The organism is Serratia sp. X3 (assembly GCF_014982455.1).
GTDB classification, from domain to species: domain Bacteria; phylum Pseudomonadota; class Gammaproteobacteria; order Enterobacterales; family Enterobacteriaceae; genus Serratia; species Serratia ureilytica.
In genome coordinates this window covers 160,135-184,243 of the sequence record NZ_JADCNB010000001.1, presented here as the reverse complement: position 1 = coordinate 184,243, position 24,109 = coordinate 160,135, and the positions used below count along the sequence as shown (strand labels likewise).

Sequence of the window (24,109 nt, the reverse complement as noted above, 5' to 3'; positions counted from 1 at the left end):
GCCGACACTGCTTCACAATGGGGCCCTCACTTGCCGTTAAAGAGAGCACCATGAGTCAGAGCCATTTCTTCGCCCATCTGTCCCGCCTGAAACTGATCAACCGCTGGCCACTGATGCGCAACGTGCGCACCGAGAACGTCTCCGAACACAGTCTGCAGGTGGCCTTTGTCGCCCACGCGTTGGCGGTGATCAAGAACCGCAAATTCAACGGCAACCTCAACGCCGACCGCGTTGCGCTGTTGGCGATGTACCATGACGCCAGCGAAGTGATCACCGGCGACATGCCGACGCCGATCAAATACTACAATCCGCAGATCGCCCATGAGTACAAGAAGATTGAAAAGATCGCCCAGCAAAAGCTGCTGGACATGATCCCGGCGGAGCTGCGCAACGATTTTCGCACCATTCTCGATGAGCATTATTACAGCGAAGATGAAAAGCAGGTGGTGAAGCAGGCTGACGCGCTGTGCGCCTACCTGAAATGCCTGGAAGAGCTGTCTGCCGGCAACAACGAATTCACCCTGGCCAAGGCGAGGCTGGATAAAACCCTGGAACAGCGCCGCAGCCCGGAGATGGACTACTTCATGGAAGTGTTCATTCCCAGCTTCAGCCTGTCGCTGGACGAAATCAGCCTCGACAGTTCGCTGTAACCCCGCCGGCGCAGCCTCGCTGCGCCGTTAAAAACCATAGAGCCACGGCACCACAATCACGCTGACCGCCATCACCAGCAGGGTGAACGGCACGCCGAGACGCACGAAATCGCCGAACTTGTAATTGCCCGGCCCCAGCACCAGCGTGTTGACCGGTGAAGAGACCGGCGTCATAAAGGCGGCGGACGCGGCGATGGCGATAATCATCGCAAACGGGTATGGCGATACCCCCATTTCGCGCGCGGCGGCGATGGCGATCGGCGCCATCAGCACCGCCGTCGCGGTGTTGGAAATAAACAGCCCGATAGTCGCGCACAAGACGAACAGGCACAGCAGCATCACGCGCGGCCCCGCGCCGCCGGCGACATCCATCAGCCCGCTGACGATCAGACTGACCCCGCCGGTCTTTTGCAGCGCCTGCGCGAACGGCATCATGCCGACGATCAAAATGATGCTCGGCCAATGGATCGATTTATAAGCGCTCTCCATGTCGATACAGCGGAATTTGCCCATCAGCAAACAGGCGATCAGCGCCGCGATCGGGTTGGGGATTTCGTCGGTCAGCATCATCGCCACCATCAACGCCAGGCAAAACAGCGCGTGCGGCGCCTGCGTGATGGCCGGCGCCACTTCGTCCACTTCGGCCGGCAAGTTGAGCACGATAAAGTCGTGGGTTTTGGCCTGCAGTTGACGGATCGCCTTCCAGTCGCCGATCACCAGCAAAATGTCGCCCAGCTCCAGCGGCTCGTCCACCAGTTTGCCGCCCAGCGTCTCGCCGTGGCGGCGGATGCCCACCACGTTCAGATCGTAGCGGCTGCGGAACGCCGCTTCGCGCAGGCTTTTGCCCAGCAGCGCCGAGTCAGGGATCAGCGAAACCTCCGCCATGCCGACGTTGCGCGACTGTTCCGAGAAGTAATCGCCGCGCAGCACCATCGGCTCCAGCCGCTGTTCGCCGCAGAATTCGCGCAGATCGATCTGGCTGTCCGACATGTCGATCAAGAGGACGTCACCCTCGCGCAGTTCGGTGCTGCCGGAGGCGCTGACCATCACCCGCCGGAAGCGTTTCCAGCGCTCGATGCCCACCACGTTGGCGCCGTAGCGCGCACGCAGGTGCAGTTCATCCAGCGAACGCCCGATCAGCGGCGAAGCGCTGCGGACAGCCAGCCGCCGCGCGCGGCCGGTCAGTCTGTAATCGCGGATCAAATCGCGGAAGGTGCGGCGCTGCCAGCCGTCGCCGGCTTTGCCCGCGTCACCGCTGCCCAGCCAACGCCGGGCGATCAGCATGTAGCCGACGCCCAGCGCCAGCACCACCAGGCCGATCGGCGTCACGCTGAAGAAACCGAAACCATGGATGCCTTCGCGCACCAGCTCGCTGTTGACCACCATATTGGGCGGCGTGGCCACCAACGTCATCATGCCGCTGATAAGCCCGGCGAAGCTGAGCGGCATCATCAGCCGCCCCGGCGCGATCTTCATTCTGGCCGTCACGCTGAGCACCACCGGGATAAAGATCGCCACCACGCCGGTCGAACTCATAAACGCCCCCAGCCCGGCGACCGTCACCATCAGCAGCATCAACATTTTGGTTTCGCTGCTGCCGGCCACTTTGACCAGCCAGTCGCCCACCTGATAGGCCACTCCAGTGCGCACCAACCCTTCGCCGATCACGAACAGCGCGGCGATCAGAATCACGTTGGGATCGCTGAACCCGATCGTCGCCTCCTGCAGGCTGAGCGTGCCGCTCAGCACGAAGGCGATGATCACCAACAGCGCCACCACGTCCATGCGCAGCTTGTTGGTGGTAAACAGCACGATGGCAATCAGCAGTAAACTCAGCACCCACAGTAATTCGCTGTTCAAAACGGCCTCATCCGGCAAATGTCCAAGGGCTTAAAAAATAGCATAAAAAAACCCCGCAAAGGCGGGGTCTAATCAATTAGGGTGAAGATAATGCCACTCAGGCCAGTAGGCGAACGATCGCGCCCTGCGCCGTTTTATCGACGGCGATCTGCGCCAGCGAATCCAGCCGCAGGTCGACCTGCTCCAGCTTCGGCGCGTCGGCCGGCGCGTTGACCGCAATCACCTGGCAGCCCGCCGCCAGCCCCGAAAGAATGCCGGCCGGCGCGTCTTCAACCACCACGCACTCGTGCGGCGCCAGCCCCAGACGTTCGGCGCCCAGCAGGTAGGCATCGGGCTGAGGCTTGCCGTGTTTAACCTGCTCGGCGGTGATGAACACCGCCGGCTGCGGCAAACCGCCGGCCTGGCGGCGAGCGCCGGCCACCGGCACCGAACCGGAGGTGACGATCGCCCAAGGGATGCCGAGCGCGTTCAGGCGCTCCAACAACGCGATGGCGCCCGGCAGCGCGCGAACGCCTTCGGTATCCTGCGCTTCCACCTGCTCCAGCAGTTGGAACTCGCGCTGAATTTCCGCTTCGCTTTCACCCGGCATAAAGTGGCGCAGAGAAGTAATGGCCTGTTTACCGTGAATGAAGTCCAGCACCGCTTGCGGATCGACGCCGCGACGCTCGGCCCAGTGCGTCCAGGCGCGCTCTACCGCCGGCAGCGAATCCACCAGGGTGCCATCAAGATCGAACAGAAAACCCTTACACTCCACAGAAAACCTCTTTTTAATCAAGCATTGATGATTTGCGCTATCTCAACGGCGCTCAAGTGATACTGGCGCGGGCAGGCCAGCCAGATCGCCAGCATACGCTGGTATTTTTCCCACATTTTGGTCTGGGCGTTGAAACCGTGGCTGCCGGAATCGAAGTGAGTATAGCGCCCCTCGGTATTGACCAGGAAACGCACATAGCTCAGGTAGCGCGCCTCGGTGGCGGCGTCGAAGCCGAGAAACGCCAGGCGGCGCTCGTCCAGCCCCTGCTTCTCTTTCAGATTGCCCCAGGAAACCTGCAGCGCATGGTGCATCTCCATCACGTTGATGATGGTGCGGCACACCTCTTCGCTCAGTTCGCCGAAGTCGCGATCCAGCTCGCGCATTTGCAAGCCGAAGCCGCGTTCGACGATGGTTTGCAACCGGCGATAACGATCGCTGTTGTCCGGATCGAGTAGCGTCATCATCTTGTACTGATTCGACAGGATCAGGCGCTGGGCATGGGTCATTTCCATCAGGATTTCCTCATTTCTGTATGATGGCGGGAGCATCGCACAGCGCAAGAACGCAGGAAATCACAACTCGACCGTTCTTTGATTTAAACCGGGGTTATTGGCGCTTTCACGAGAAAGGCCGCATCAGCGCGGCCTTTTCATTACAGATCGTCGAGGAAGGTTTTATCCAACTGCTTGAAGGCGCGCTTAAGCAGATCGGCCAACGTCTGATAGGTGGGCGTGCCCTCGAGCGGCGCCACCGCCTGCCCGGCTTCCGTCAGCTTGTTGCGCACCTCATGGAACCATTGCAGCAGCGTCGGCGGCAGCGGCGTGACCGAGCGGCGCCCCAGCCACCACAAGCCCTGCATCGGCAGGCTGCAGGCGAACAGCGCGGTGGCGATCGCCGGACCGAGCTGGCCACCCAGCGCGATCTGCCAGGTCAGCGTGAAAATCGCCAACGGCGGCATGAAACGGATAGCGAAACGGGTGGCACGCGCAACGCGGTTCTCCGGAAAGACCGGTGCCAGACGTTTGTCTGACGGCCAGGTTTTCATATAATGCTGCCCGCGCTGGAAGACCTGAAACCAGCTTACGGAACCGGACGGTTTGCTCGTCATTGCGTACCTCAACGTCACGTAAAGAAACTAAAAGCGTGCTGCCAGAGCCCATACTAAAAAATTTGAAGCTTTAAATTTATTTTGTGTTTGCACCGGGCTATCGGTATCCTAAGCCGGCCTTGTGGCCGGTAGAAGATGACGTAAATTTTGTCAACTTTTAGCCCTATAAAAATCAAGATTATTTAAACCGCAGAGAAATCATCGGTTTTTCCATCATCCTGTGATTTGTGCTCTTCACATGATGTTAATCATAAATGTCATCGGCACTATGCGCTACGCTTGTTGTCTGATTGACGATTAATTCACCACGTGTGTTCGATTTTCTTTTAACAACACGACTATTTAAGTAGGTACTTCCATGTCGAGTAAGCTAGTACTGGTTCTTAACTGCGGCAGTTCTTCTCTGAAATTCGCCATCATCGATGCCGTTAACGGCGACGAATTCCTCTCCGGTTTGGCCGAGTGTTTCCACCTGCCTGAAGCTCGCATCAAGTGGAAAATGGACGGCGCCAAACACGAAGCTGCCCTGGGGGCCGGCGCTGCACACAGCGAAGCGCTGAACTTCATTGTTAATACTATTCTGGCACAAAAACCAGAGCTTTCTGCGCAGCTGACCGCTATCGGCCACCGCATCGTGCACGGCGGCGAGAAGTTCACCGCTTCCGCCGTAATCAACGACGAAGTTCTGCAGGGTATCAAAGATTCCGTGCCGTTTGCACCACTGCACAACCCAGCTCACCTGATCGGCATCGCGGAAGCGCTGAAATCTTTCCCTCACCTGGCTGACAAGAACGTTGCCGTGTTCGACACCGCGTTCCACCAGACCATGCCGGAAGAATCTTACCTGTACGCCCTGCCGTACAGCCTGTACCGCGACCACGGCGTTCGCCGCTACGGCGCACACGGCACCAGCCACTTCTACGTAACTCAAGAAGCCGCGAAGATGCTGAACAAGCCGGTAGAAGAAGTGAACGTGATCACTTGCCACCTGGGCAACGGCGGTTCCGTCACCGCAGTGCGCAACGGCCAGTGCGTTGACACCTCCATGGGTCTGACCCCGCTGGAAGGCCTGGTGATGGGCACCCGCAGCGGTGACATCGATCCGGCTATCATCTTCCACCTGCACGATTCTCTGGGCATGAGCGTTGACCAGATCAACAAGATGCTGACCAAAGAATCCGGCCTGCTGGGCCTGACCGAAGTCACCAGCGACTGCCGTTACGTTGAAGACAACTACGACAGCAAAGCCGACGCCAAACGCGCCATGGACGTGTTCTGCCACCGTCTGGCCAAATACGTCGGCGCCTACAGCGCGCTGATGGAAGGCCGTCTGGACGCGGTGATCTTCACCGGCGGCATCGGCGAGAACGCCGGCATGGTGCGTGAGCTGACCCTGAACAAACTGGGCCTGCTGGGCTTCGAAATCGACCACGACCGCAACATGGCCGCTCGCTTCGGCAAATCCGGCGCCATCACCAAAGACGGCAGCCGCCTGGCGCTGGTTATCCCGACCAACGAAGAGTTGGTCATCGCGCAGGACGCATCCCGCCTGACCGCGTAATGCTCTCAAAACACCGTCAGCCCAGGCTGACGGTGTTGTTTTAGCCTCATGTTAATCGTGAAGAGGACTATTCTGTGTCACGTACTATTATGTTGATCCCCACCGGCACCAGCGTCGGCCTGACCAGCGTCAGCCTGGGTGTCATCCGCTCCATGGAGCAAAAAGGCGTTCGTCTGAGCGTGTTCAAGCCTATCGCTCAACCGCGCACCGGCGACAACGCACTCGACCAGACCACCACCATCATCCGCAGCAGCAACTCCACCATTACGGCGGCCGAACCGCTGCGCATGGACTACGTTGAGGGCCTGCTGAGCTCCAACCAGCAAGACGTGCTGATGGAAGAGATCGTGGCGCGTTACCACGAGAACACCAAAGACGCGGAAGTGGTGCTGATCGAAGGCCTGGTGCCGACCCGCAAGCATCAGTTCGCCAACGCGCTGAACTACGAGATCGCCAAAACCCTGAACGCCGAGATCGTCTTCGTGCTGGCGCTGGGCAACGACTCCCCGGCGCAGCTGAAAGAGCGCATCGAACTGGCGCGCACCAGCTTCGGCGGCAGCAAGAACAAAAACATCACCGGCGTTATCATCAACAAGCTGAACGCGCCGGTCGACGATCAGGGCCGCACCCGTCCTGACCTGTCCGAAATCTTCGACGACTCCACCAAGGCCAGCATCGCCCACGTCGATCCTGCACAGCTGTTCGCCAACAGCCCGCTGCCGGTTCTGGGCTGCGTGCCGTGGAGTTTCGATCTGATCGCCACCCGCGCCATCGACATGGCTCGCCACCTGAAGGCCCGCGTGGTCAACGAAGGTGACATCATGACCCGCCGCGTGAAGTCCGTGACTTTCTGTGCGCGCAGCATCCCGCACATGCTGGAACACTTCCGCCCAGGCTCCCTACTGGTGACCTCCGCAGACCGCCCTGACGTGCTGGTCTCCGCCTGCCTGGCGGCGATGAATGGCGTGGAAATCGGCGCCATCCTGCTGACCGGCGGCTACGCCATCGACGAGCCGATCAAGAAGCTGTGCGAACGCGCCTTCCAAACCGGCCTGCCGGTGTTCATGGTTGACACCAACACCTGGCAAACCTCGCTGAGCCTGCAGAGCTTCAACCTCGAAGTGCCGGCGGACGACCACCAGCGCATCGAGAAAGTGCAGAACTATGTGGCCAGCCACATCAGCACCGAGTGGATCGACTCGCTGACCGCCACCTCCGAGCGTTCACGCCGCCTGTCTCCACCGGCGTTCCGTTACGAACTGACCGAGCTGGCGCGTAAAGCCGGCAAGCGCATTGTGCTGCCGGAAGGCGACGAGCCGCGCACCGTGAAAGCGGCGGCCATCTGCGCCGAACGCGGCATCGCGGAATGCGTGCTGCTCGGCAACCCGGACGAGATCCAGCGCGTCGCGGCGGCGCAAGGCGTTGAGCTGGGCAAAGGCATCGAAATCGTCGATCCGGTCGCCGTGCGTGAAAACTACGTGCCGCGTCTGGTTGAGCTGCGTAAGAGCAAGGGCATGACCGAAGTGGTCGCGCGCGAGCAGCTGGAAGACAACGTGGTGCTCGGCACCCTGATGCTGGAACAAGGCGAAGTCGACGGCCTGGTCTCCGGCGCGGTTCACACCACCGCCAACACCATCCGTCCGCCGTTGCAGCTGATCAAAACCGCACCGGGCAGCTCGCTGGTCTCCTCCGTGTTCTTCATGCTGCTGCCTGACCAGGTACTGGTCTACGGCGACTGCGCGATCAACCCGGATCCGACCGCCGAGCAGCTGTCTGAAATCGCCATCCAGTCTGCGGATTCCGCCGCAGCCTTCGGCATCGAGCCGCGCGTGGCGATGATCTCCTACTCCACCGGCAACTCTGGTGCGGGCAGCGACGTAGAGAAAGTGCGCGAAGCGACCCGTCTGGCGCAGGAAAAACGCCCGGATCTGATCATCGACGGCCCACTGCAGTACGACGCCGCCATCATGGCCGACGTCGCCAAGTCCAAGGCGCCGAACTCGCCGGTGGCCGGCCAGGCGACCGTGTTCATCTTCCCGGATCTGAACACCGGCAACACCACCTACAAAGCGGTACAGCGTTCCGCTGACCTGGTCTCCATCGGGCCGATGCTGCAAGGCATGCGCAAGCCGGTGAACGACCTGTCGCGCGGCGCACTGGTTGACGATATCGTCTACACCGTCGCGCTGACGGCGATCCAGTCTTCCCAGGCTGACGCCGCCGCCGCCAAGGCCTGATAGCCCATTAACGCCCCGTTCCGGACGGGGTGGTGGATAATGAGTATTGGCGTAAACAATAAAGCACCGCTCAAGCATATTGAGCGGTGCTTTTTTTATTCTCAAGAGGAAGTCATGTCTCTCTCAAGCGGGCGAAGCTCGCTGCCTTCCTCACGCTGAATGCGCACAAATTTCCGTAGAAACAAACAAATAGCCGCAATATCGCCAGCGAGACACTCCTGTTCCGCCGCAAAATAAGAATACTCTTAATTAAAGGCCCGCCTTATTCTGATGACTGGGTTTTGTGCTAGACACTATGCACACTCATAAAAAAACCTGAAGGTTTACCCTATGGCACACACTGGTCAGTCCGTTGAGAAAATAGCCAAAACGCTCATTAACAATGCCATTAATTACGATTCCTACCTCTGGAAGATCGACCGGCTCGGCCCCACAACGAACAGAATGCTGGCGCTGGCTTTCTCTCTGACGAGGGGAAAAAGAGAGGTATCGGGATTAACCCGCTTCGTGGGCCACAGCGCAGGCATCACGCATGACGCCTCCCTATTTGACCGATATATTGCAGAACTGCAGGCGAAAGAGAAAAAAAGCCAGCGGCTGATTCTGCCGTGGAGCGGTAAAAAGGAAGTTGAAGCGCGGCCTTTTACCGCATGTGCCGAAGCCCATGTATGGCTTGAGCTTTATGCTCGCAATCTGCACCCACGTCATTACTACTGCGTTGCTTTCAACGGGGATGGGAGGATCGCGCCGTGTTGCAATAACTGCAAGATGTGGGTCCACAACGCGTTTTTCGGCGTTGTCACGCCCAATACCGAATATAACAACCGACACACCTATTCTCCGCGTTAAGGCGCGCGTTGCCTTGGCGACGTTTCATGGCCTTATCCATCAGGCAACGCCGGTCACTGACCGGCGTCTTGGCCTTTTCTAATGCTGCGCCAGCAGCTGCTTGGCAGCCTCCAGAATGTGCTCGGCGGTCAGGCCGTACTCCTGCTGTAAAAACGCCTGGGTGCCCACCTGGCCGTAACGCTCCTTCACCCCCACACGCCGCATCGGCGTCGGGCATTCCTCAGCCAATACCTCCGCCACCGCCGACCCCAGCCCGTTATGAATGCTGTGGTTTTCACAGGTGACGATGCGTCCGGTCTTGGCCGCGTAGGTTTTGATCAGTTCACGGTCAATAGGCTTGAGGGTGAACATATCGATCACCGCCGCGCTCACGCCCTGCCGCGCCAGCATCTCCGCCGCCTTCAGCGCCTCCGCCACCATGATGCCGTTGGCGATCAGCGTGATATCGTCGCCGTCGCGCAGCAGGTTGCCCTTGCCGATGGTAAAGCGCGAGCCGTCCTGGTAGATGCGCGTCGCCTGCTTGCGGATGGTGCGCACCCAGTAGAAGCCGCGCAGATCCATCAGCTGGCGCAGAATGTCGGCGAACATGGTGGCGTCGGTCACTTCCAGCACCACCGAGTGCGCCAGCCCGCGCACGATGCCCATATCCTCGAACGACATGTGGGTGCCGCCGTTGTGGCAGGCGCTCACCCCGGCGTCGGAAGCGATCACCTTGACGTTGTTGCGCTGATAATCCAGCGACATGAACAGCTGATCGAAACAGCGGCGGCTGGCGAAGGCGGTAAAGGTGTGCACGAAAGGCACCCGGCCGGTCAGCGACAGTCCGGCGGCGACGCCAATCACGTTGGCCTCCATGATGCCGCAGTTAATCACGTGCTGCGGGTGATCCTTGTGCACGCCGTCCATCGCCATGGAGCTCATCAGGTCCGCCTCCAGCGCGATGATCGGCGCGCCCGCTTCAATCTGCCGCCGCACCGCGCCGGCATAGACTTTGCGCATTTCGACGGCGTCGTTTTCCAACTGCGTCACTACGTTAAACATGGGCGGCCTCCAGTTCGGCGATGGCTTTTTCAATCTCCTGCTGCACGTCCGGCGTCAGGCGCAGGTGGTGTGAGTTCGACAGGTTTTCCAAATAGGTCACCCCCTGTCCCTTGATGCTGTCGAGCACGATCGCCAGCGGCCGCTGTTCTCCGCCGCGCGCCGGCCTCACCGCCGCCAACAGCGCCGCAATGTCGTCGCCCTTGATGGCCTGCACCTCAAAGCCGAAAGCGCGGAACTTGGCGGCCAGATCGAACGGTTGGATCACCTCGTCCAGCGCGCCGTCCAGCTGCTGTTTGTTGTAATCGATAAACAGCGTCAGGTTGTTCAGATTATGGTGGGCGATAAACTGGAACGCCTCCCAGCACTGCCCTTCATTCAGTTCACCGTCGCCGAGGATGCTGAACACCCGATTGCGGCGCCCCGCCAGCCGATGGGACAGCGCCATGCCGGCGGCGATCGACACGCCCTGCCCCAGCGAGCCGGTAGTGGCATCCACGCCGCGCGTGCGCAGCCGGTCCGGATGGCTCGGCAGGCGCGTGCCGTTCTGATTGAGGGTTTGCAACTCCGCCAGCGGGAAGTAACCCTTGATCGCCAGCGTGCTGTACAGCGCCGGGCCGGCGTGCCCCTTCGACAGCACGAAGTCATCGCGCTCCGGCCAGTCCGGATCCGCCGGATCGATGCGCATCACGCCGCCGTACAATACCGCCAGCGTCTCGACCACCGACATACAGCCGCCGTAGTGGCCAAACCCCAGCCCGGTCAACGCCTTCAAGGTTTCCAGGCGGATGGCGCGCGCCAGGGCGCGCAGCTCTTCAATTTCCATTTCGCTCGTTGTGTCATTCATCACTCTGCCCTCGTTATTTCTCGACGCGGTCAGCGGCCGGCGCGCCTTTGCGTTTTCCCAGGAAGTTATGCGCCACCAGCAGCGCGAACACGGCGACAATCGCCAGCATGATCATCTCTTTCGACATAAAGCGCGCCATGTTGCCCAGCAGGATGCCGATCGCGCCGAAGTCGGCGTCGGAGAAGGTGGTGTTGGCAAAGCCCAGCGCCCCCAGCACCGGCAACAGCAGCACCGGCAGGAAGGTGATCAGCAGACCGTTGGCGAAAGCGCCCAGCATCGCGCCGCGCCGCCCGCCGGTGGCGTTGCCGAACACCCCGGCGGTAGCGCCGGTGAAGAAATGCGGCACCACGCCGGGCAGGATCAGCACCATCTTCAGTTGCCCCAGCAGGAACAGCCCGGCCAACCCGCCGAGGAAGCTGAACAGGAAGCCGATCAGCACCGCGTTGGGGGCATAGGGATACACCACCGGGCAATCCAGCGCCGGCCGCGCGTTAGGCACCAGTTTTTCCGAGAAGCCGGTGAACGCCGGCACGATCTCCGCCAGAATCAAGCGCACGCCCTGCAGGATGATGAACACCCCGGCGGCGAAGGTAATGGCCTGGATTATTGAATACACCAGGTAGTTCTGGCCGCCGCTGAGCTCGCTTTCCACATAGGCCCGCCCGGCGCAGATCGCCAGGATCAGGTAGATGACGATCATGGTCATCGAGATCGAAATGGAGCTGTCGCGCAGGAAACTGAGGTTTTTCGGCAGGTTCATCTCTTCGGTCGAGCGCGAGTTTTTCCCCACTTTCGAGCCGATCCAACCGGACAGCACGTAGCCCAGGGTGCCGAAGTGGCCGAAGGCGATATCGTCGTTGCCGGTGATGCGGCGCATATAGCGCTGGGCGATCGCCGGGAAGAACGCCATCACCAGCCCCAGGGTCAGCGCGCCGGTGAACACCAGCTGTACGCCCTCGAAGCCCGCCACCGTCAGGATGATGCCGATCATGCAGGCCATGTAAAAGGTGTGGTGGCCGGTGAGGAAGATGTATTTCAATCGGGTAAAGCGCGCCACCACGATATTCGCCACCATGCCGAACGCCATGATCAGCGCGGTGGAAGCGCCGTATTTCTCCAGCGCGATGGAGACGATAGCTTCGTTATTCGGAATGATGCCCTGAATATTAAACGCGTGTTCGAACATGCCGCCCAGCGGATTGAGCGACCCGACCAATACCGTGGCGCCGCCGCCCAACACGATAAAGCCGAGAATGGTTTTTACCGTGCCTTTCACCACGTCGGAAAACGATTTCTTTTGCGCCAGCAAACCGATCAGCGCAATAAGCCCGACCAGTACCGAAGGCACCTTTAATATATCCACCACAAACTTAAGCGTTTCCTGGATAAACATATCCACCTCGCCAATCGTTTTATTCAGATGATTGAGTGGGCTTCGAAGTAAGCGCGCAGCTTGGCTTCCAGCTCATTAATGTCGATGATGTTGCTGATCACCACCAGCTGCTCGGCCGGTACGCTGGCGCTGTCGGCGATGTCTTTCGCCATCACGAACACGTCGGCGGCGCCGGGAGTGGCGGACGACAGATCGGAGTGTTCGACCTCGGCCTCCACCCCCATCTTTTTCAGCACCTTTTTAATGTTCATTTCCACCATAAAGCTGCTGCCGAGACCTGAACCGCAAATCGCCATGATTTTCATGATATCCACCTGTTGAATTTAGCGTGTAGGGTAGCGCCGCCAGGAATATTCCCGACGTTATGGGCATTAATAATGTTCCTGGTGATTAAACGTTAATAGCGGGCGATAATATCCTCAATTTGCCGTTTATCTGTGGCGTGAAATAACGCCTCCATCGCCGTGTTATCGGAAAATAATTCCGCCAACTGCGAAATCATTTCAATGTGACTGTTGCCGTCGGGTGCGGAAAGCATCACCACCACCTGAACCGGATCGTTATCCGCAGAATGAAAATTCACGCCCTGGTGGATCTTCAGCAGCGACAGCCCCAGCGCGTTGGCGCCCTGCTCCGGCCGCGCGTGCGGCATCGCGATGCCCGGCGCCAAGACGAAGTAGGGGCCAAGCTGCTCCTGCTGATGAAAGATGGCCGTCAGGTAATTCGGCGTAATCACGCCGCGTTGCAGCAGCGGTTGCGCGCTCAGCGTTACCGCCTGGCGCCAGTCCTCCACCCGTTCGCACAGCTGTATATGATCGGCGGTCAGCCATTCTTTCAGCACGTTACCCTCCCAAGCGTTGATGGTTTCGGCCGGTGATTAATTCACCGACGACGGTAAAACTTTAATCAACCCCTCTCGGCTGCACAGTGATTGGCATCACAAAGATAGCGCTACCAAAGCGTTATCATGCAGAACTGTGATAGCGCTATCAAAACGCTATGCCGCGGCGCGGCGTTAACCACAATTTTTTCTCGCTCTTCCGGGTTACGGGGTAGAATGTGCCGCATACTGGGATCGTCGAAGCCGCGCCGTCGGCTTCCCACCCTCACAATCTTTGTGCGCCGCGCGCGCATTTCAGTCGGGATTAGGCATGTCGATCGGTAAAAAACGCCGCAGCACAGGCAGGGTGACGTTGGCTGACGTAGCGCAGCTGGCGGGCGTCGGCACCATGACGGTGTCGCGCGCGCTGCGCACGCCGGAACAGGTTTCGGACAAACTGCGCGAGAAGATAGACGCGGCGGTAAACGAGCTGGGCTATCTGCCCAATCTGGCCGCCAGCTCGCTGGCCTCGGCCTCGTCCTACACCATCGCCATGGTGGTGCCCAGCCTGTCCGAATCCGGCTGCGCCGAGATGTTCGCCGGCCTGCAGAAAGTGCTGCAGCCCGCCGGCTATCACATCATGCTGGCGGAGTCGCAGCACCACCTGGAACGCGAGGAGAAACTGCTGGAGACGCTGCTCTCTTACAACCTGGCGGCGGCGGTGCTGCTCAGCGTCGAGCATTCGCAAAATGCCCGCAACGCGTTGATCGCCGCCAACATTCCGGTGGTGGAGATCGGCGCCGTACGCGCCGATCCGATCGACATGAGCATCGGCATCGATTACGTGGCGGCCATGTATCAGCTGACGCAAACGGTGATCGCCAGCGGTTACCAGAATATCGGGCTGCTGTGCGCCAATCAGGAGCAGTGGATTTTCCAGCAGCACCTGCAGGGCTGGCACAAGGCGCTGCTGCGCAACCATATGTCGCCGCATCGGGTCATCAACGCCGCGCAGCCCGCCAGCTTCAGCACCGGCGCGCAGCAGCTGCCGGAATTCTTGCTGGCCTGGCCGGAGCTGGACGCGCTGGTGTGCGCGTCGGACGAACTGGCGGGCGGCGTGCTGTATGAATGCCAGCGGCGGCGCATCAAGGTGCCGGACAATCTGGCGGTGGTGGGCTTTGGCAACAGCGAGTTCAGCCGGGTGTGCCAGCCGCCGCTGACCACCATGACCATTCCGCATCGCGACATCGGCATTCAGGCCGGCCAGGCGCTGCTGGCGCGGCTGAACGAGCATCCCTGGCAGCCGCCAGGCTCCCTGCCCGCCACGCTGTGCCGCCGCGACAGCTGCTGAATCCGCCCGTAAAAAAAGCCGGTCGATGACCGGCTTTTCCATGCGCAGGCGGCTCAGTGATTGTCGAGCGGCTTGCCGTAATCCTGTTCATTGTTGCGCGTCAGCCACAGCGACAGCGCCTTCAGCGAATCCGGGGTAAACTCGTCGCAGCGGGCGGTGATCTCTTCCGGCGTCAGCCAGCACACCTCGGCCACTTCTTCTTCCTGCAGCGCGAACGGCCCGTGCGATACGCAGCTGAACAGCGCGCCCCACACCCGGCACTGCTCTTCCTCGAAGTAGAACAGACCGTGCTCGGCGAAAGGCACGCCGGCGATGCCCAGCTCCTCTTCCGCCTCGCGCCGCGCCGAATCCAGCACGTTTTCACCGCTTTGCACTACGCCGCCCGCCGTCGCGTCCAGCCAGCCCGGGTAGAAGTCCTTGATCTCGGTGCGACGCTGCACCAGAATTTTTCCCATCCCATCATGCACCACAATATAGGTAGCACGATGACGCAGCCGCTCCGCCCGCATCTGTTGACGACTGGATTGAGCAATCACCTCGTTTTGCTCGTCGACGATATCAACCCACTCGGTATCTGCAGCCTGACCCTGTTCCGCCATCCTCTAAAACCTTCTATTTTGGCGCGATGCAATCCCGCGCGCTGGTTAATCAATGAGTGTTTTTCAAAGATTTTTATTGTGTGTGTATAAATTAGTGCGTTTAGCGTGTTAACGCCACCTCCGCGACGACCTTGCCGTCGTCGAGCGTCAGCACGCGCAAAGTGCCGCTTTCCAACATGCCGTAGCTGGCGGGAAAGCCCCCTTTCGGGATGCTGACCGAGCCCGGATTGAAGCAATAGATCTCACCCTGCCGCTCCGCCTGCGGCAGATGCGTATGGCCATAGGCCAGGACGTCACCGCAGGATAACGGCGGCAGTGCCGAGGGATGATAAAGGTGACCGTGGGTCAAAAACAATCGTCTTTTTTGCAGTAAAACCTGTTGCCAGGGCGCCTCGATGGGAAACGTCAGCAGCATCTGATCGACCTCGCTGTCGCAATTGCCGCGAACGGCGATGATCTTGTCGCTATAGCGATTCAATCGTTCGGCAACCTGAGCGGGCTGATACCCGGCGGGCAGCGCGTTGCGCGGGCCGTGATTCAGCAAATCACCCAGAAGAATCAACCAGTCGGCGCCGTGTTGTGCGAACAATTCCAGCACGCGTTCGGTAGCCGGCAGCGAACCGTGGATATCCGAGGCGAACATCAGCTTCATAACCTTGTCCTATAGAGGGAAATAAGCGCCATTTTACCGCGCCGGCGACGTGCGGCAAACCGCCGCCCGCCCCGGTGGAGAATTGTGATCCAACTGCGCAGATAGCATCGGACGAATCCCACATAGCCTGCTATCCTTAGCTGCTATTGTTGGATCTCTGATATACCTTTGTGCGCGGCGAAGACCGCAGCAACGTGTAATGAATTACAGATCACCTTACCGCAGGAGGCAACATGATTGACCTGTATTACGCGCCTACTCCCAATGGTCACAAGATCACCTTGTTTTTGGAAGAGGTCGGCTTACCCTACCGTATCCATCGCGTAAACATCAGCGCCGGCGAGCAGTTCAAGCCGGACTTTCTGAGCATTTCTCCCAACAACAAAATCCCGGCGATCGTCGATCAGCAACCGGTGGACGGCGGCGCGCCGATCAGCCTGTTCGAATCCGGGGAAATCCTGCTGTATCTGGCGGAGAAGACCGGCAAGCTGCTGAGCAAAGGCCTGCGCGAACGCGCCGCTACCCTGCAGTGGCTGTTCTGGCAGGTGGCCGGATTCGGGCCGATGCTCGGGCAGAATCACCACTTTAACCACTACGCGCCGCAGCCGGTGCCTTACGCCATCGAGCGTTATCATCTGGAGACCAAGCGGCTGTACGGCGTGCTGGAAGCTGAACTGCAAAAACACCCGTACCTGGGCGGCGACAACTACAGCATCGCCGATATCGCCACCTACCCGTGGGTCGTGTCGCATCCGCGCCAGCGCATCGATCTGGCGGATTACCCGGCGGTGCGCAACTGGTTCGAGCGCATCAGCAATCGCCCGGCGACCGAGCGCGCCTACAAACTGGCCGAACAAGCCTAAGTGCCCCCCGACTGACTCCCCATCGGCCGGGGAGTCACATCGTCCCTGCGTTATCATTTCCCTACTTTCCGTGTATTCTGAACGCTAATAATCAGACCTATGGAGAATCTCTGATGTCTTTCAGTCAACCCGACGCCGTTATTCGCATTAAAAATCTGCGGCTGCGCACGTTCATCGGTATCAAGGAAGAGGAAATCAACAACCGACAGGACGTCCTGATCAACGTGGTGATCCACTACCCGGCGGACAAGGCGCGCAACAGCGAAGATATCGCCGATGCGCTCAACTACCGCACCATCACTAAAGCGATCATCCGCCATGTGGAAGATAACCGTTTCGCGTTGCTGGAAAAATTAACGCAGGATGTGCTCGATATCGTAAAAGAACACGCCTGGGTGACCTATGCTGAAGTGGAGATAGATAAACTTCTGGCCCTGCGCTACGCCGACTCGGTTTCCATGACCATGAGCTACCGCCGGGACTAATTCAGGGAGGTCGACCATGCGGATCCTGATCACCGGCGCAACGGGATTGATAGGCAGCAGCCTGACGGCAAGACTGCTGGCGCTTTCTCACCACATTACGGTGCTGACCCGAGACGAACGGCGAGCCCGAGCCCGACTGGGTGATCGGCCGAGCTATTGGCGAACGCTGGACGACCGGCAATCGCTGGATGAATTCGACGCGGTGATCAACCTGGCCGGCGAACCTATCGCCGACAAGCGCTGGAGTGCGCAGCAGAAAGAGCGGCTGTGCCGCAGCCGCTGGGATCTGACCGAACGCTTGGCGAAGCTGATCAAAGCCGGCAGCACGCCCCCCGGCGTGCTGATTTCCGGTTCCGCCGTCGGCTACTACGGCGATCAGGGGCAGGCGGTGGTGACCGAAGAGGAGCCGCCGCACGACGAATTCACCCACCAGCTGTGTCAGCGCTGGGAAGCGCTGGCGCTGCAGGCGCAAAGCGACACCACCCGCGTCTGCCTGCTGCGCACCGGCGTGGTGCTGGCGCCACAGGGCGGCGCGCTGGCCAAAATGCTGCCGCCGTTCCGCTTCGGGCTCGGCGGCCCGATCGGCGACGGTCGCCAATACCTGCCGTGGATCCACCTCGAAGACATGGTCAACGGCATTATTTATCTGCTGGATCACGCCACCCTGAGCGGCCCGTTCAACATGGTGGCTCCTTACCCGGTGCACAACGAGCAATTCGCCGCCCAATTGGCCAACGTGCTCGATCGCCCGGCGTTTCTGCGGGTGCCGGCGTTCGTCATGCGGCTGTTGATGGGGGAAGCGGCGGTGCTGGTGCTCGGCGGCCAGCGGGCGGTGCCGAAGCGCCTGGAAGAGGCCGGTTTCCACTTCCGTTATCTGGAGCTGGAACAGGCATTGGATGACGTTGTCAATCAGCGGGCCGAAGCCCGCTGATCTGAGGTTACTTCAACGCGCCGGACAGGAACTGCTGCAGGCGCGGGCTTTTGGGATTGCCGAACAGCTCGGCCGGCGGGCCCTGCTCTTCGATCAACCCTTTGTGCAGGAAGATCACGTGGTTCGAAACGTGGCGCGCAAATTCCATTTCGTGCGTCACCACCACCATGGTTTTCCCCTCCTCCGCCAGCTTCTGCATGATGCGCAGCACCTCGCCCACCAGCTCGGGATCCAGCGCCGACGTCGGTTCGTCAAACAGCAGCACCTCCGGCTCCATCGCCAATGCGCGGGCAATAGAGACGCGCTGCTGCTGGCCGCCCGACAGGTGCACCGGGTACTTGCCGCGCGCCCGCTCGTCGATGCCCACTTTATCCAGGTAGCGCACCGCGCGCTCGTGCGCGTCGGCCTTGCTCAGCCCCAGCACCTGCACCGGCGCCTCCATCACGTTCTCCAGCACCGTCATATGGCTCCACAGGTTAAAATGCTGGAACACCATGGTCAGGCGGGTGCGCAGCAGCTGCAGCTGCTTCTTGTCGAATACCTTCAGCTGGCCGTCCTTGTCGCGCACCATGCGAATATCTTCGTTGTTCAGGCTGATCGAGCCTTCGCTCGGCTTCTCGAGGAAGTTGATACAGCGCAGAAAGGTGCTTTTGCCGGAGCCGGAGGAGCCGATGATGCTGATCACATCCCCGGCGTTGGCCGCTAGCGAGACGCCCTTCAGCACCTCGTGATCGCCATAGCGTTTGTGCAGTTCAGTGACGGCTAATTTATTCTCAGACATGGTTTTTCTTCCCGTCATTTATCAGTGACTAACGTGTGCCATCCAGCGTTTTTCAGCTTTGCGGAACAGGCTGATTAACACGTAGGAGATGATCAGGTACAACACCGCCGCAATGCCGAAAGCGTAAAACGGCTGATAGGTCGCGGCATTGATGTCGCGCGCAATCTTCAGCAGATCCGGCACGGTGGCAGTAAACGCCAGCGCGGTGGAGTGCAGCATCAGGATCACTTCGTTGCTGTAGGCCGGCAGCGCGGTGCGCAGCGCCGAAGGCAAAATGATGCAGCGATACATCTTGAAGCGCGAGAAACCGTAGGCGTTGGCGGCCTCGATTTCACCGTGCGGCACCGAGCGGATCGCCCCGGCGAAAATCTCGGTGGTATACGCGCAGGTGTTGAGCGTCAGCGCCAGGATGGTGCAGTTGAGCCCGCTGCGGAAAAACGCGTTGAGAAACTCGCTGCCGCGCACGATTTCCAGGCTGTACATGCCGGAGTAGAACACCAGCAACTGCACGTACAGCGGCGTGCCGCGAAACACGTAGGTGTAGAGCCATACCGGGAAACGCACCCAGCGAAGGGAAGAGACGCGCGCCACCGCCATCGGGATCGCCAGCAGCCCGCCCATCACCACAGAGGCGATCAGCAGCCACAGCGTGACCGCCACGCCGGTGAAACGGTAGCCGTCGCTCCACAGCAGCGACTGCCAGTACTGTTGCAGGATATCGATCATAGCTCGGCCCTCTTGACGCCCAGTGAGTAACGCCGTTCAAGCCACAGCAGCACGCCGTTGGAAACGGTAGTAAAAATCAGGTAAACCACGCCGGCTACGATGGCGAAGAAGAACGGCTGATAGGTGCCTTTCCCCGCCAACTGCGTGGCTTTCACCACGTCGTTCAGGCCAAGGATAGACACCAGCGCCGTCGCCTTCAGGATCACCTGCCAGTTGTTGCCGATGCCCGGCAAGGCGAAGCGCATCATCGCCGGGAACAAAATGCGCCGAAAGATCTGCGCGCCGCTGAAGCCGTAGGCCGTCGCCGCCTCAATCTGCCCTTTCGGCACCGCCAAGTAGGCGCCGCGGAAGGTTTCGGTAAAGTACGCGCCGTAAATAAAGCCGAGAGTAATGATGCCGGCACCGAGCGGATCGATATCGATCTGCGAGAAACCGAGCAGCGTGGTGATGTTGTTCAAGGCGATTTGCAGACCATAAAAAATCAGCAGCATCAGCACCAGATCGGGCACGCCGCGGATCAGCGTGGTGTAAGCGCCGAACAGGCCGGAAATAAGGGGGTTGTGGGAGAGTTTGCCGCCGGCGCCGATCAACCCGATCACCACCGCCAACAATACGGAACTGAGGGCCAACTCCAGCGTCACCAGAGCCCCCTCGAAAATCAGTTGGGAATAGCCTTGCAGCATCTACTTCACCCTGTCGTCTAGGATCCGAACCATCGGAGCCGGTGCACCGGCCCCGCAGTCACAGCATGGAACGGTTAGCGGATTAGCCGCCGTAGACGTCGAAGTCGAAGTACTTTTTCGCGTATTTATCGTAGGTGCCGTCTTTGCGCATCTCGGCGAAGGCTTTGTCCAGCGCCGCTTTCAGCTCGGTATCGGTTTTGCGCAGCCCCATGCCGGTGCCGACGCCAAAGAATTTGTCATCCTTCACCGATTCGCCGGCAAACGCATAGTCTTTGCCCGGCGGCTGTTTCAGGAAGCCATCGCTGCCCGCCACTTCATCCTGGAAGGCGGCATCGATACGCCCGGAGGCCAGATCGGCGTAGACCAGATCCTGGTTCTGATAAGGCACCACGGTGACGCCCTTCGGCTGCCACATGGCGTTGGCGTAGGCTTCCTGGGTCGTGCCCTGCAGCACGCCCACGCTCTTGCCTTTCAACGCATCCACGGTAGGCAACAGCTTAGACCCCTTCGGCGCGATCAGGCGGGCGTTGGCGGCATACAGCTTGTCGGTAAAGGCGATTTCCTGCTGGCGTTTTTCGGTGATGGACAGCGAAGAGATGATAGCGTCGATCTTTTTCGCCTTGAGGGATGGGATCAGCGCGTCAAAGTCGCTCTCCACGAAGGTGCATTGGGTATTTATGCGTTTGCACAGCTCTTTGGCCAAATCGATATCGAAGCCGACCAGCTCGCCTTTGGCGTTTTTGGATTCAAACGGCGCATAAGTCGGATCGGTACCGATCTTCAATGTCGATGGGATAGCGGCGAATGCGCTGTTTGCGGCCGCCAAAGCCAAGACTAAAGGAAGAACCTTAACCAGCTTTTTCATAAATTACCCTCAAATTGATTTTTTTGATGCCACTACGGGCATTACTTTTCCCCACCAAATCAATTTGCAGTAATCGTGCCACATTAGGTGCTACGGGCGGAGGGAACGGCTCCGGCCTTCACAATACTGTTTCCTGGGACGATAACCGCAAAATTAAATCGGCCGCTCGGGGCCGCGCCACTGGCAGCCGCGACAGGACGGCGCCATGAAACAGTGAACGTGATGAAGTGGGATCATTATGGTGCATGCGCCGCCCTAATTCAGTGCGGTGTTGCACAAATGTACCAATTTGGGGATGAAAATGTTAATCAGCGCCCTGCCAACGGGTAAACAGATCGGCCGGCAATTCGATATCAAACTGATCGATCACCCGATTGACGGTCTGATCGATGATGTCTTCCACGCTTTTCGGCTGGTGATAAAACGCCGGCACCGGGGGCATGATCACTGCACCCATTTCCACCGCCTGCGTCATCAGCCGCAGGTGCCCAAGGTGCAACGGCGTTTCACGCACGCACAATACCAGGCGGCGGCGTTCTTTCAGCACCACGTCGGCGGCGCGGGTCAGCAGTCCGTCGCTGTAGCTGTTGACGATGCCGGACAGCGTTTTGACTGAACAAGGCAAAATCGCCATGCCCAGGGTTTTGAAGGAACCGGAAGAGATGGCGGCGGCGATATCGCGCGCATCGTGAACCACATCGGCCAGCGCCTGCACTTCACGCAGACTGTACGGCGTTTCCAACGCCAGCGTCTGCCTTGCAGCGTTGCTCATCACCAAATGGGTTTCCACCTCTGCGACGTCGCGCAAGACCTGTAACAGGCGCACGCCGTAGATAGCGCCGCTGGCGCCGGAAATGCCGATGATGAGTCGTTTCATGAAGAATGGCCTCTGCCGTAAAAAGTAAAAAATAAGATCAGGCAGACTTTGCCGCAATGGCGAGGGATAAGCAAGTTCACAGGAGCAAGGCGCACCGCCGCAGACGCGGCGATGCCCCCTGATGGATCAACGCAGGCGGTTAGCCTTCGTTATGCAGTTCCAGATTTTCCGCTTCGGTCTGTCCCCGCAGCGCCTTGGCGTCGTCGTTGCGCAGCGACTCCAGGTATTCCAGATAGCTTTGATCGACGTCTTTGGTCACGTAGATGCCGTTGAATACCGAGCATTCGAACTGGGTGATGTCCGGGTTTTCTTCACGCACCGCTTCGATCAGATCGTCGAGATCCTGGAAGATCAGCCCATCGGCGCCGATGATTTGGCGGATTTCATCCACTTCGCGCCCGTGGGCGATCAGTTCGTTGGCGCTCGGCATGTCGATGCCGTAGACGTTAGGGAAACGCACTTCCGGCGCGGCGGAAGCCAGGTACACGCGCTTGGCGCCCGCTTCGCGCGCCATCTCGACGATCTGCTCTGAGGTCGTGCCGCGCACGATGGAATCGTCCACCAGCAGCACGTTCTTGTCGCGGAACTCGGCGCGGTTGGCGTTCAGCTTGCGGCGCACCGACTGACGACGCGCCTGCTGGCCCGGCATGATGAAGGTGCGGCCGACGTAGCGGTTCTTCACAAAGCCCTGGCGGTAGGGTTTGTCGAGAATGCGCGCGATCTCCAGCGCGATGTCGCAGGAGGTTTCCGGAATCGGGATCACCACGTCGATGTCCAGATCTTCCCATTCACGGGCAATCTTCTCGCCCAGCTTCTGGCCCATGCGCACGCGGGCGCTGTAGACCGAGATCTTGTCCATAAAGGAGTCCGGGCGCGCGAAATAGACGTATTCGAACAGGCACGGGTTGGTTTTCGGGTTCTCTGCGCACTGGCGGGTGAACAGCTGGCCCTTGGTGGTGATGTACACCGCTTCGCCCGGCGCCACGTCGCGCAGGAATTCAAAGCCCAGGGTATCCAGCGCCACGCTCTCGGAAGCCACCATATACTCGCTGCGGCCATCTTCCAGCGTGCGTTTGCCGATCACCAGCGGACGAATGCCGTACGGGTCGCGGAACGCCAGCAGGCCGTGGCCGATAATCATCGCCACGCAGGCGTAAGCGCCGCGCAGTTGCTGATGCATGGCGGCGACCGCGGTAAAGATGTTGTCGGCCTCCAGCGGATAATGCGGGAAGCGGTCCAGCTCGCTGGCCAGCACGTTCAGCAGGATTTCCGAGTCGGAGGTGGTGTTGACATGGCGGCGGCCGCTTTCGAACAGCTTTTGGCGCAGCTCATGGGCATTGGTCAGGTTGCCGTTGTGGGCCAGCGTAATGCCGAACGGCGAGTTGACGTAGAAAGGCTGGGCCTCAGAGGCGCTCGAGCTGCCGGCCGTCGGGTAACGCACATGGCCAATGCCCATGTTGCCCTGCAAGCGTTGCATATGGCGCGCCTCAAATACATCCTTCACCAGGCCGTTGGCTTTGCGCAAACGGAACCCGTTGTGGGCGTCAATGGTGACGATGCCTGCGGCATCCTGGCCACGGTGCTGAAGCACCGTCAGCGCATCATAAATCGACTGGTTTACCGGCATAAAACCGGCGATACCGACAATACCGCACATGTTGTCTTTTCCTCATCAGCGCTACCGCCCCGGCAATTGGGTCGGCAAGAAACTCGACGTGCTCTGCAGGTAGTCAAAGAACCACCTGATGACGTAACTGAACTGGGGAATCAGCTGCGACTGTTTCCAGTCGGCACTTTGTGAAAAGCCGGTAAAGGTATCCAGGAAGAACAGGATCGCCGCAACGATCAACACGCCGCGCAATGCGCCGAAGCAGATGCCCAGCACCCTGTCGGTGCCCGACAGCCCGGTTTTCTCTACCAGTGAGCTAATCACATAGTTAACAATAGCCCCTACGATCAGGGTCGCGATGAACAAAATCGCGATCGCGATGCCGTTTCGCACCAGTTCATCTTCAAAACGAGTGAAATAGACCGCAAGGTAAGAGTAGAAATGGCTGGCAACAAAAAACGCACATCCCCATGTCACAAGTGACAATGCTTCGCGAACAAACCCTCGGATCAGGCTCACCAGAGCCGAAAATCCAATCACCGCTATAATGACGTAATCAATCCAGACCAT

Annotated in this window: 26 protein-coding genes; 8 read left to right on the top strand and 18 right to left on the bottom strand. The window is 59.6% G+C overall.

The genetic code is table 11. From position 1 onward, the window contains the following. The first annotated feature begins 50 nt into the window (after positions 1-50). On the top strand, positions 51-650 hold the full coding sequence (gene yfbR / locus IMX17_RS00955) for a 5'-deoxynucleotidase (RefSeq protein WP_015378582.1): 600 nt from the start codon (positions 51-53) through the stop codon (positions 648-650). A gap of 27 nt (positions 651-677) precedes the next feature. Here the strand turns inward: yfbR and IMX17_RS00950 are convergent, their stop codons facing one another. The 4 genes from IMX17_RS00950 to yfbV all read right to left on the bottom strand — a co-directional run bounded on the left by IMX17_RS00950 (position 678) and on the right by yfbV (position 4,372). Beyond that, positions 678-2,510: an SLC13 family permease gene (locus tag IMX17_RS00950; protein ID WP_046896320.1), complete on the bottom strand. Its 1,833-nt coding sequence runs from the start codon at positions 2,508-2,510 to the stop codon at positions 678-680. A gap of 97 nt (positions 2,511-2,607) precedes the next feature. Next, positions 2,608-3,264, bottom strand: a complete 657-nt coding sequence (locus tag IMX17_RS00945; protein WP_033643863.1) for a sugar phosphatase — start codon at positions 3,262-3,264, stop codon at positions 2,608-2,610. A 17-nt stretch (positions 3,265-3,281) separates the two neighbouring features. After that, the gene (locus tag IMX17_RS00940; RefSeq protein WP_033643864.1) at positions 3,282-3,776 is read right to left on the bottom strand and encodes a YfbU family protein; all 495 of its coding nucleotides are present in this window, start codon (positions 3,774-3,776) and stop codon (positions 3,282-3,284) included. Positions 3,777-3,916: 140 nt separating this feature from the next. Beyond that, positions 3,917-4,372: a terminus macrodomain insulation protein YfbV gene (gene yfbV / locus IMX17_RS00935; RefSeq protein ID WP_004936061.1), complete on the bottom strand. Its 456-nt coding sequence runs from the start codon at positions 4,370-4,372 to the stop codon at positions 3,917-3,919. A gap of 358 nt (positions 4,373-4,730) precedes the next feature. Here yfbV and ackA point away from each other — a divergent pair, with 358 nt between their 5' ends. The 3 genes from ackA (at position 4,731) to IMX17_RS00920 (ending at position 9,019) form a co-directional block, all read left to right on the top strand. Continuing rightward, positions 4,731-5,933, top strand: a complete 1,203-nt coding sequence (gene ackA, locus IMX17_RS00930) for an acetate kinase (protein ID WP_004936063.1) — start codon at positions 4,731-4,733, stop codon at positions 5,931-5,933. Positions 5,934-6,007: 74 nt separating this feature from the next. Continuing rightward, positions 6,008-8,170, top strand: a complete 2,163-nt coding sequence (pta, locus tag IMX17_RS00925) for a phosphate acetyltransferase (protein WP_031300545.1) — start codon at positions 6,008-6,010, stop codon at positions 8,168-8,170. 330 nt (positions 8,171-8,500) lie between these two features. Then, positions 8,501-9,019, top strand: a complete 519-nt coding sequence (locus IMX17_RS00920) for a hypothetical protein (RefSeq protein WP_019453725.1) — start codon at positions 8,501-8,503, stop codon at positions 9,017-9,019. A 78-nt stretch (positions 9,020-9,097) separates the two neighbouring features. Here IMX17_RS00920 and IMX17_RS00915 read toward each other — a convergent pair whose 3' ends face one another. The 5 genes from IMX17_RS00915 to IMX17_RS00895 form a co-directional block, all read right to left on the bottom strand. Further along, positions 9,098-10,060 (bottom strand): transketolase family protein, encoded by a 963-nt coding sequence (locus IMX17_RS00915; RefSeq protein ID WP_046896318.1) that lies wholly within the window; start codon positions 10,058-10,060, stop codon positions 9,098-9,100. Continuing rightward, the gene (locus IMX17_RS00910; protein WP_182264114.1) at positions 10,053-10,904 is read right to left on the bottom strand and encodes a transketolase; all 852 of its coding nucleotides are present in this window, start codon (positions 10,902-10,904) and stop codon (positions 10,053-10,055) included. Before IMX17_RS00910 ends, IMX17_RS00915 begins: the two co-directional genes overlap by 8 nt. Positions 10,905-10,917: 13 nt before the next feature. Beyond that, positions 10,918-12,297 carry a PTS ascorbate transporter subunit IIC gene (locus tag IMX17_RS00905; RefSeq protein WP_004936074.1) on the bottom strand — a complete coding sequence of 460 codons (1,380 nt, stop codon included), beginning with the start codon at positions 12,295-12,297 and terminating at the stop codon, positions 10,918-10,920. A 23-nt stretch (positions 12,298-12,320) separates the two neighbouring features. Continuing rightward, positions 12,321-12,602 (bottom strand): PTS sugar transporter subunit IIB, encoded by a 282-nt coding sequence (locus IMX17_RS00900; protein WP_025303676.1) that lies wholly within the window; start codon positions 12,600-12,602, stop codon positions 12,321-12,323. 92 nt (positions 12,603-12,694) lie between these two features. Beyond that, positions 12,695-13,138 (bottom strand): PTS sugar transporter subunit IIA, encoded by a 444-nt coding sequence (locus IMX17_RS00895; protein WP_033643869.1) that lies wholly within the window; start codon positions 13,136-13,138, stop codon positions 12,695-12,697. Between the two features lie 310 nt (positions 13,139-13,448). Between IMX17_RS00895 and IMX17_RS00890 the strand changes: the two genes are divergently transcribed. After that, positions 13,449-14,468 carry a LacI family DNA-binding transcriptional regulator gene (locus IMX17_RS00890; protein ID WP_033651947.1) on the top strand — a complete coding sequence of 340 codons (1,020 nt, stop codon included), beginning with the start codon at positions 13,449-13,451 and terminating at the stop codon, positions 14,466-14,468. 53 nt (positions 14,469-14,521) lie between these two features. Here IMX17_RS00890 and yfcD read toward each other — a convergent pair whose 3' ends face one another. Together yfcD and yfcE are read right to left on the bottom strand one after the other, a co-directional pair. After that, positions 14,522-15,067 (bottom strand): NUDIX hydrolase YfcD, encoded by a 546-nt coding sequence (yfcD, locus tag IMX17_RS00885; protein ID WP_004936086.1) that lies wholly within the window; start codon positions 15,065-15,067, stop codon positions 14,522-14,524. A 100-nt stretch (positions 15,068-15,167) separates the two neighbouring features. Beyond that, complete coding sequence (yfcE, locus tag IMX17_RS00880; RefSeq protein WP_033643871.1) at positions 15,168-15,719, bottom strand: phosphodiesterase; 552 nt, start codon at positions 15,717-15,719, stop codon at positions 15,168-15,170. A 233-nt stretch (positions 15,720-15,952) separates the two neighbouring features. Between yfcE and yfcG the strand changes: the two genes are divergently transcribed. The 3 genes from yfcG to IMX17_RS00865 all read left to right on the top strand — a co-directional run bounded on the left by yfcG (position 15,953) and on the right by IMX17_RS00865 (position 17,998). After that, entirely contained in the window at positions 15,953-16,582 is a 630-nt protein-coding gene (gene yfcG, locus IMX17_RS00875) for a GSH-dependent disulfide bond oxidoreductase (RefSeq protein WP_016926886.1), read from the top strand. 113 nt (positions 16,583-16,695) lie between these two features. Continuing rightward, entirely contained in the window at positions 16,696-17,067 is a 372-nt protein-coding gene (folX, locus tag IMX17_RS00870; protein WP_025303682.1) for a dihydroneopterin triphosphate 2'-epimerase, read from the top strand. A gap of 16 nt (positions 17,068-17,083) precedes the next feature. After that, on the top strand, positions 17,084-17,998 hold the full coding sequence (locus IMX17_RS00865) for a TIGR01777 family oxidoreductase (RefSeq protein ID WP_182264113.1): 915 nt from the start codon (positions 17,084-17,086) through the stop codon (positions 17,996-17,998). Positions 17,999-18,005: 7 nt separating this feature from the next. Here the strand turns inward: IMX17_RS00865 and hisP are convergent, their stop codons facing one another. The 7 genes from hisP to cvpA form a co-directional block, all read right to left on the bottom strand. Then, complete coding sequence (gene hisP, locus IMX17_RS00860) at positions 18,006-18,779, bottom strand: histidine ABC transporter ATP-binding protein HisP (protein ID WP_004936098.1); 774 nt, start codon at positions 18,777-18,779, stop codon at positions 18,006-18,008. Between the two features lie 21 nt (positions 18,780-18,800). Beyond that, positions 18,801-19,505 (bottom strand): ABC transporter permease, encoded by a 705-nt coding sequence (locus IMX17_RS00855; protein ID WP_182264112.1) that lies wholly within the window; start codon positions 19,503-19,505, stop codon positions 18,801-18,803. Continuing rightward, positions 19,502-20,188, bottom strand: a complete 687-nt coding sequence (locus IMX17_RS00850) for a histidine ABC transporter permease HisQ (protein WP_033635345.1) — start codon at positions 20,186-20,188, stop codon at positions 19,502-19,504. Before IMX17_RS00850 ends, IMX17_RS00855 begins: the two co-directional genes overlap by 4 nt. A gap of 82 nt (positions 20,189-20,270) precedes the next feature. After that, entirely contained in the window at positions 20,271-21,053 is a 783-nt protein-coding gene (gene hisJ / locus IMX17_RS00845; protein ID WP_033643876.1) for a histidine ABC transporter substrate-binding protein HisJ, read from the bottom strand. 304 nt (positions 21,054-21,357) lie between these two features. Then, positions 21,358-21,930 carry a UbiX family flavin prenyltransferase gene (locus IMX17_RS00840; protein WP_033643877.1) on the bottom strand — a complete coding sequence of 191 codons (573 nt, stop codon included), beginning with the start codon at positions 21,928-21,930 and terminating at the stop codon, positions 21,358-21,360. A gap of 139 nt (positions 21,931-22,069) precedes the next feature. Then, complete coding sequence (gene purF, locus IMX17_RS00835; RefSeq protein WP_033632500.1) at positions 22,070-23,587, bottom strand: amidophosphoribosyltransferase; 1,518 nt, start codon at positions 23,585-23,587, stop codon at positions 22,070-22,072. 21 nt (positions 23,588-23,608) lie between these two features. Next, a complete protein-coding gene (gene cvpA, locus IMX17_RS00830; protein WP_004936119.1) occupies positions 23,609-24,109 on the bottom strand; it encodes a colicin V production protein in 501 nt (166 codons plus the stop codon).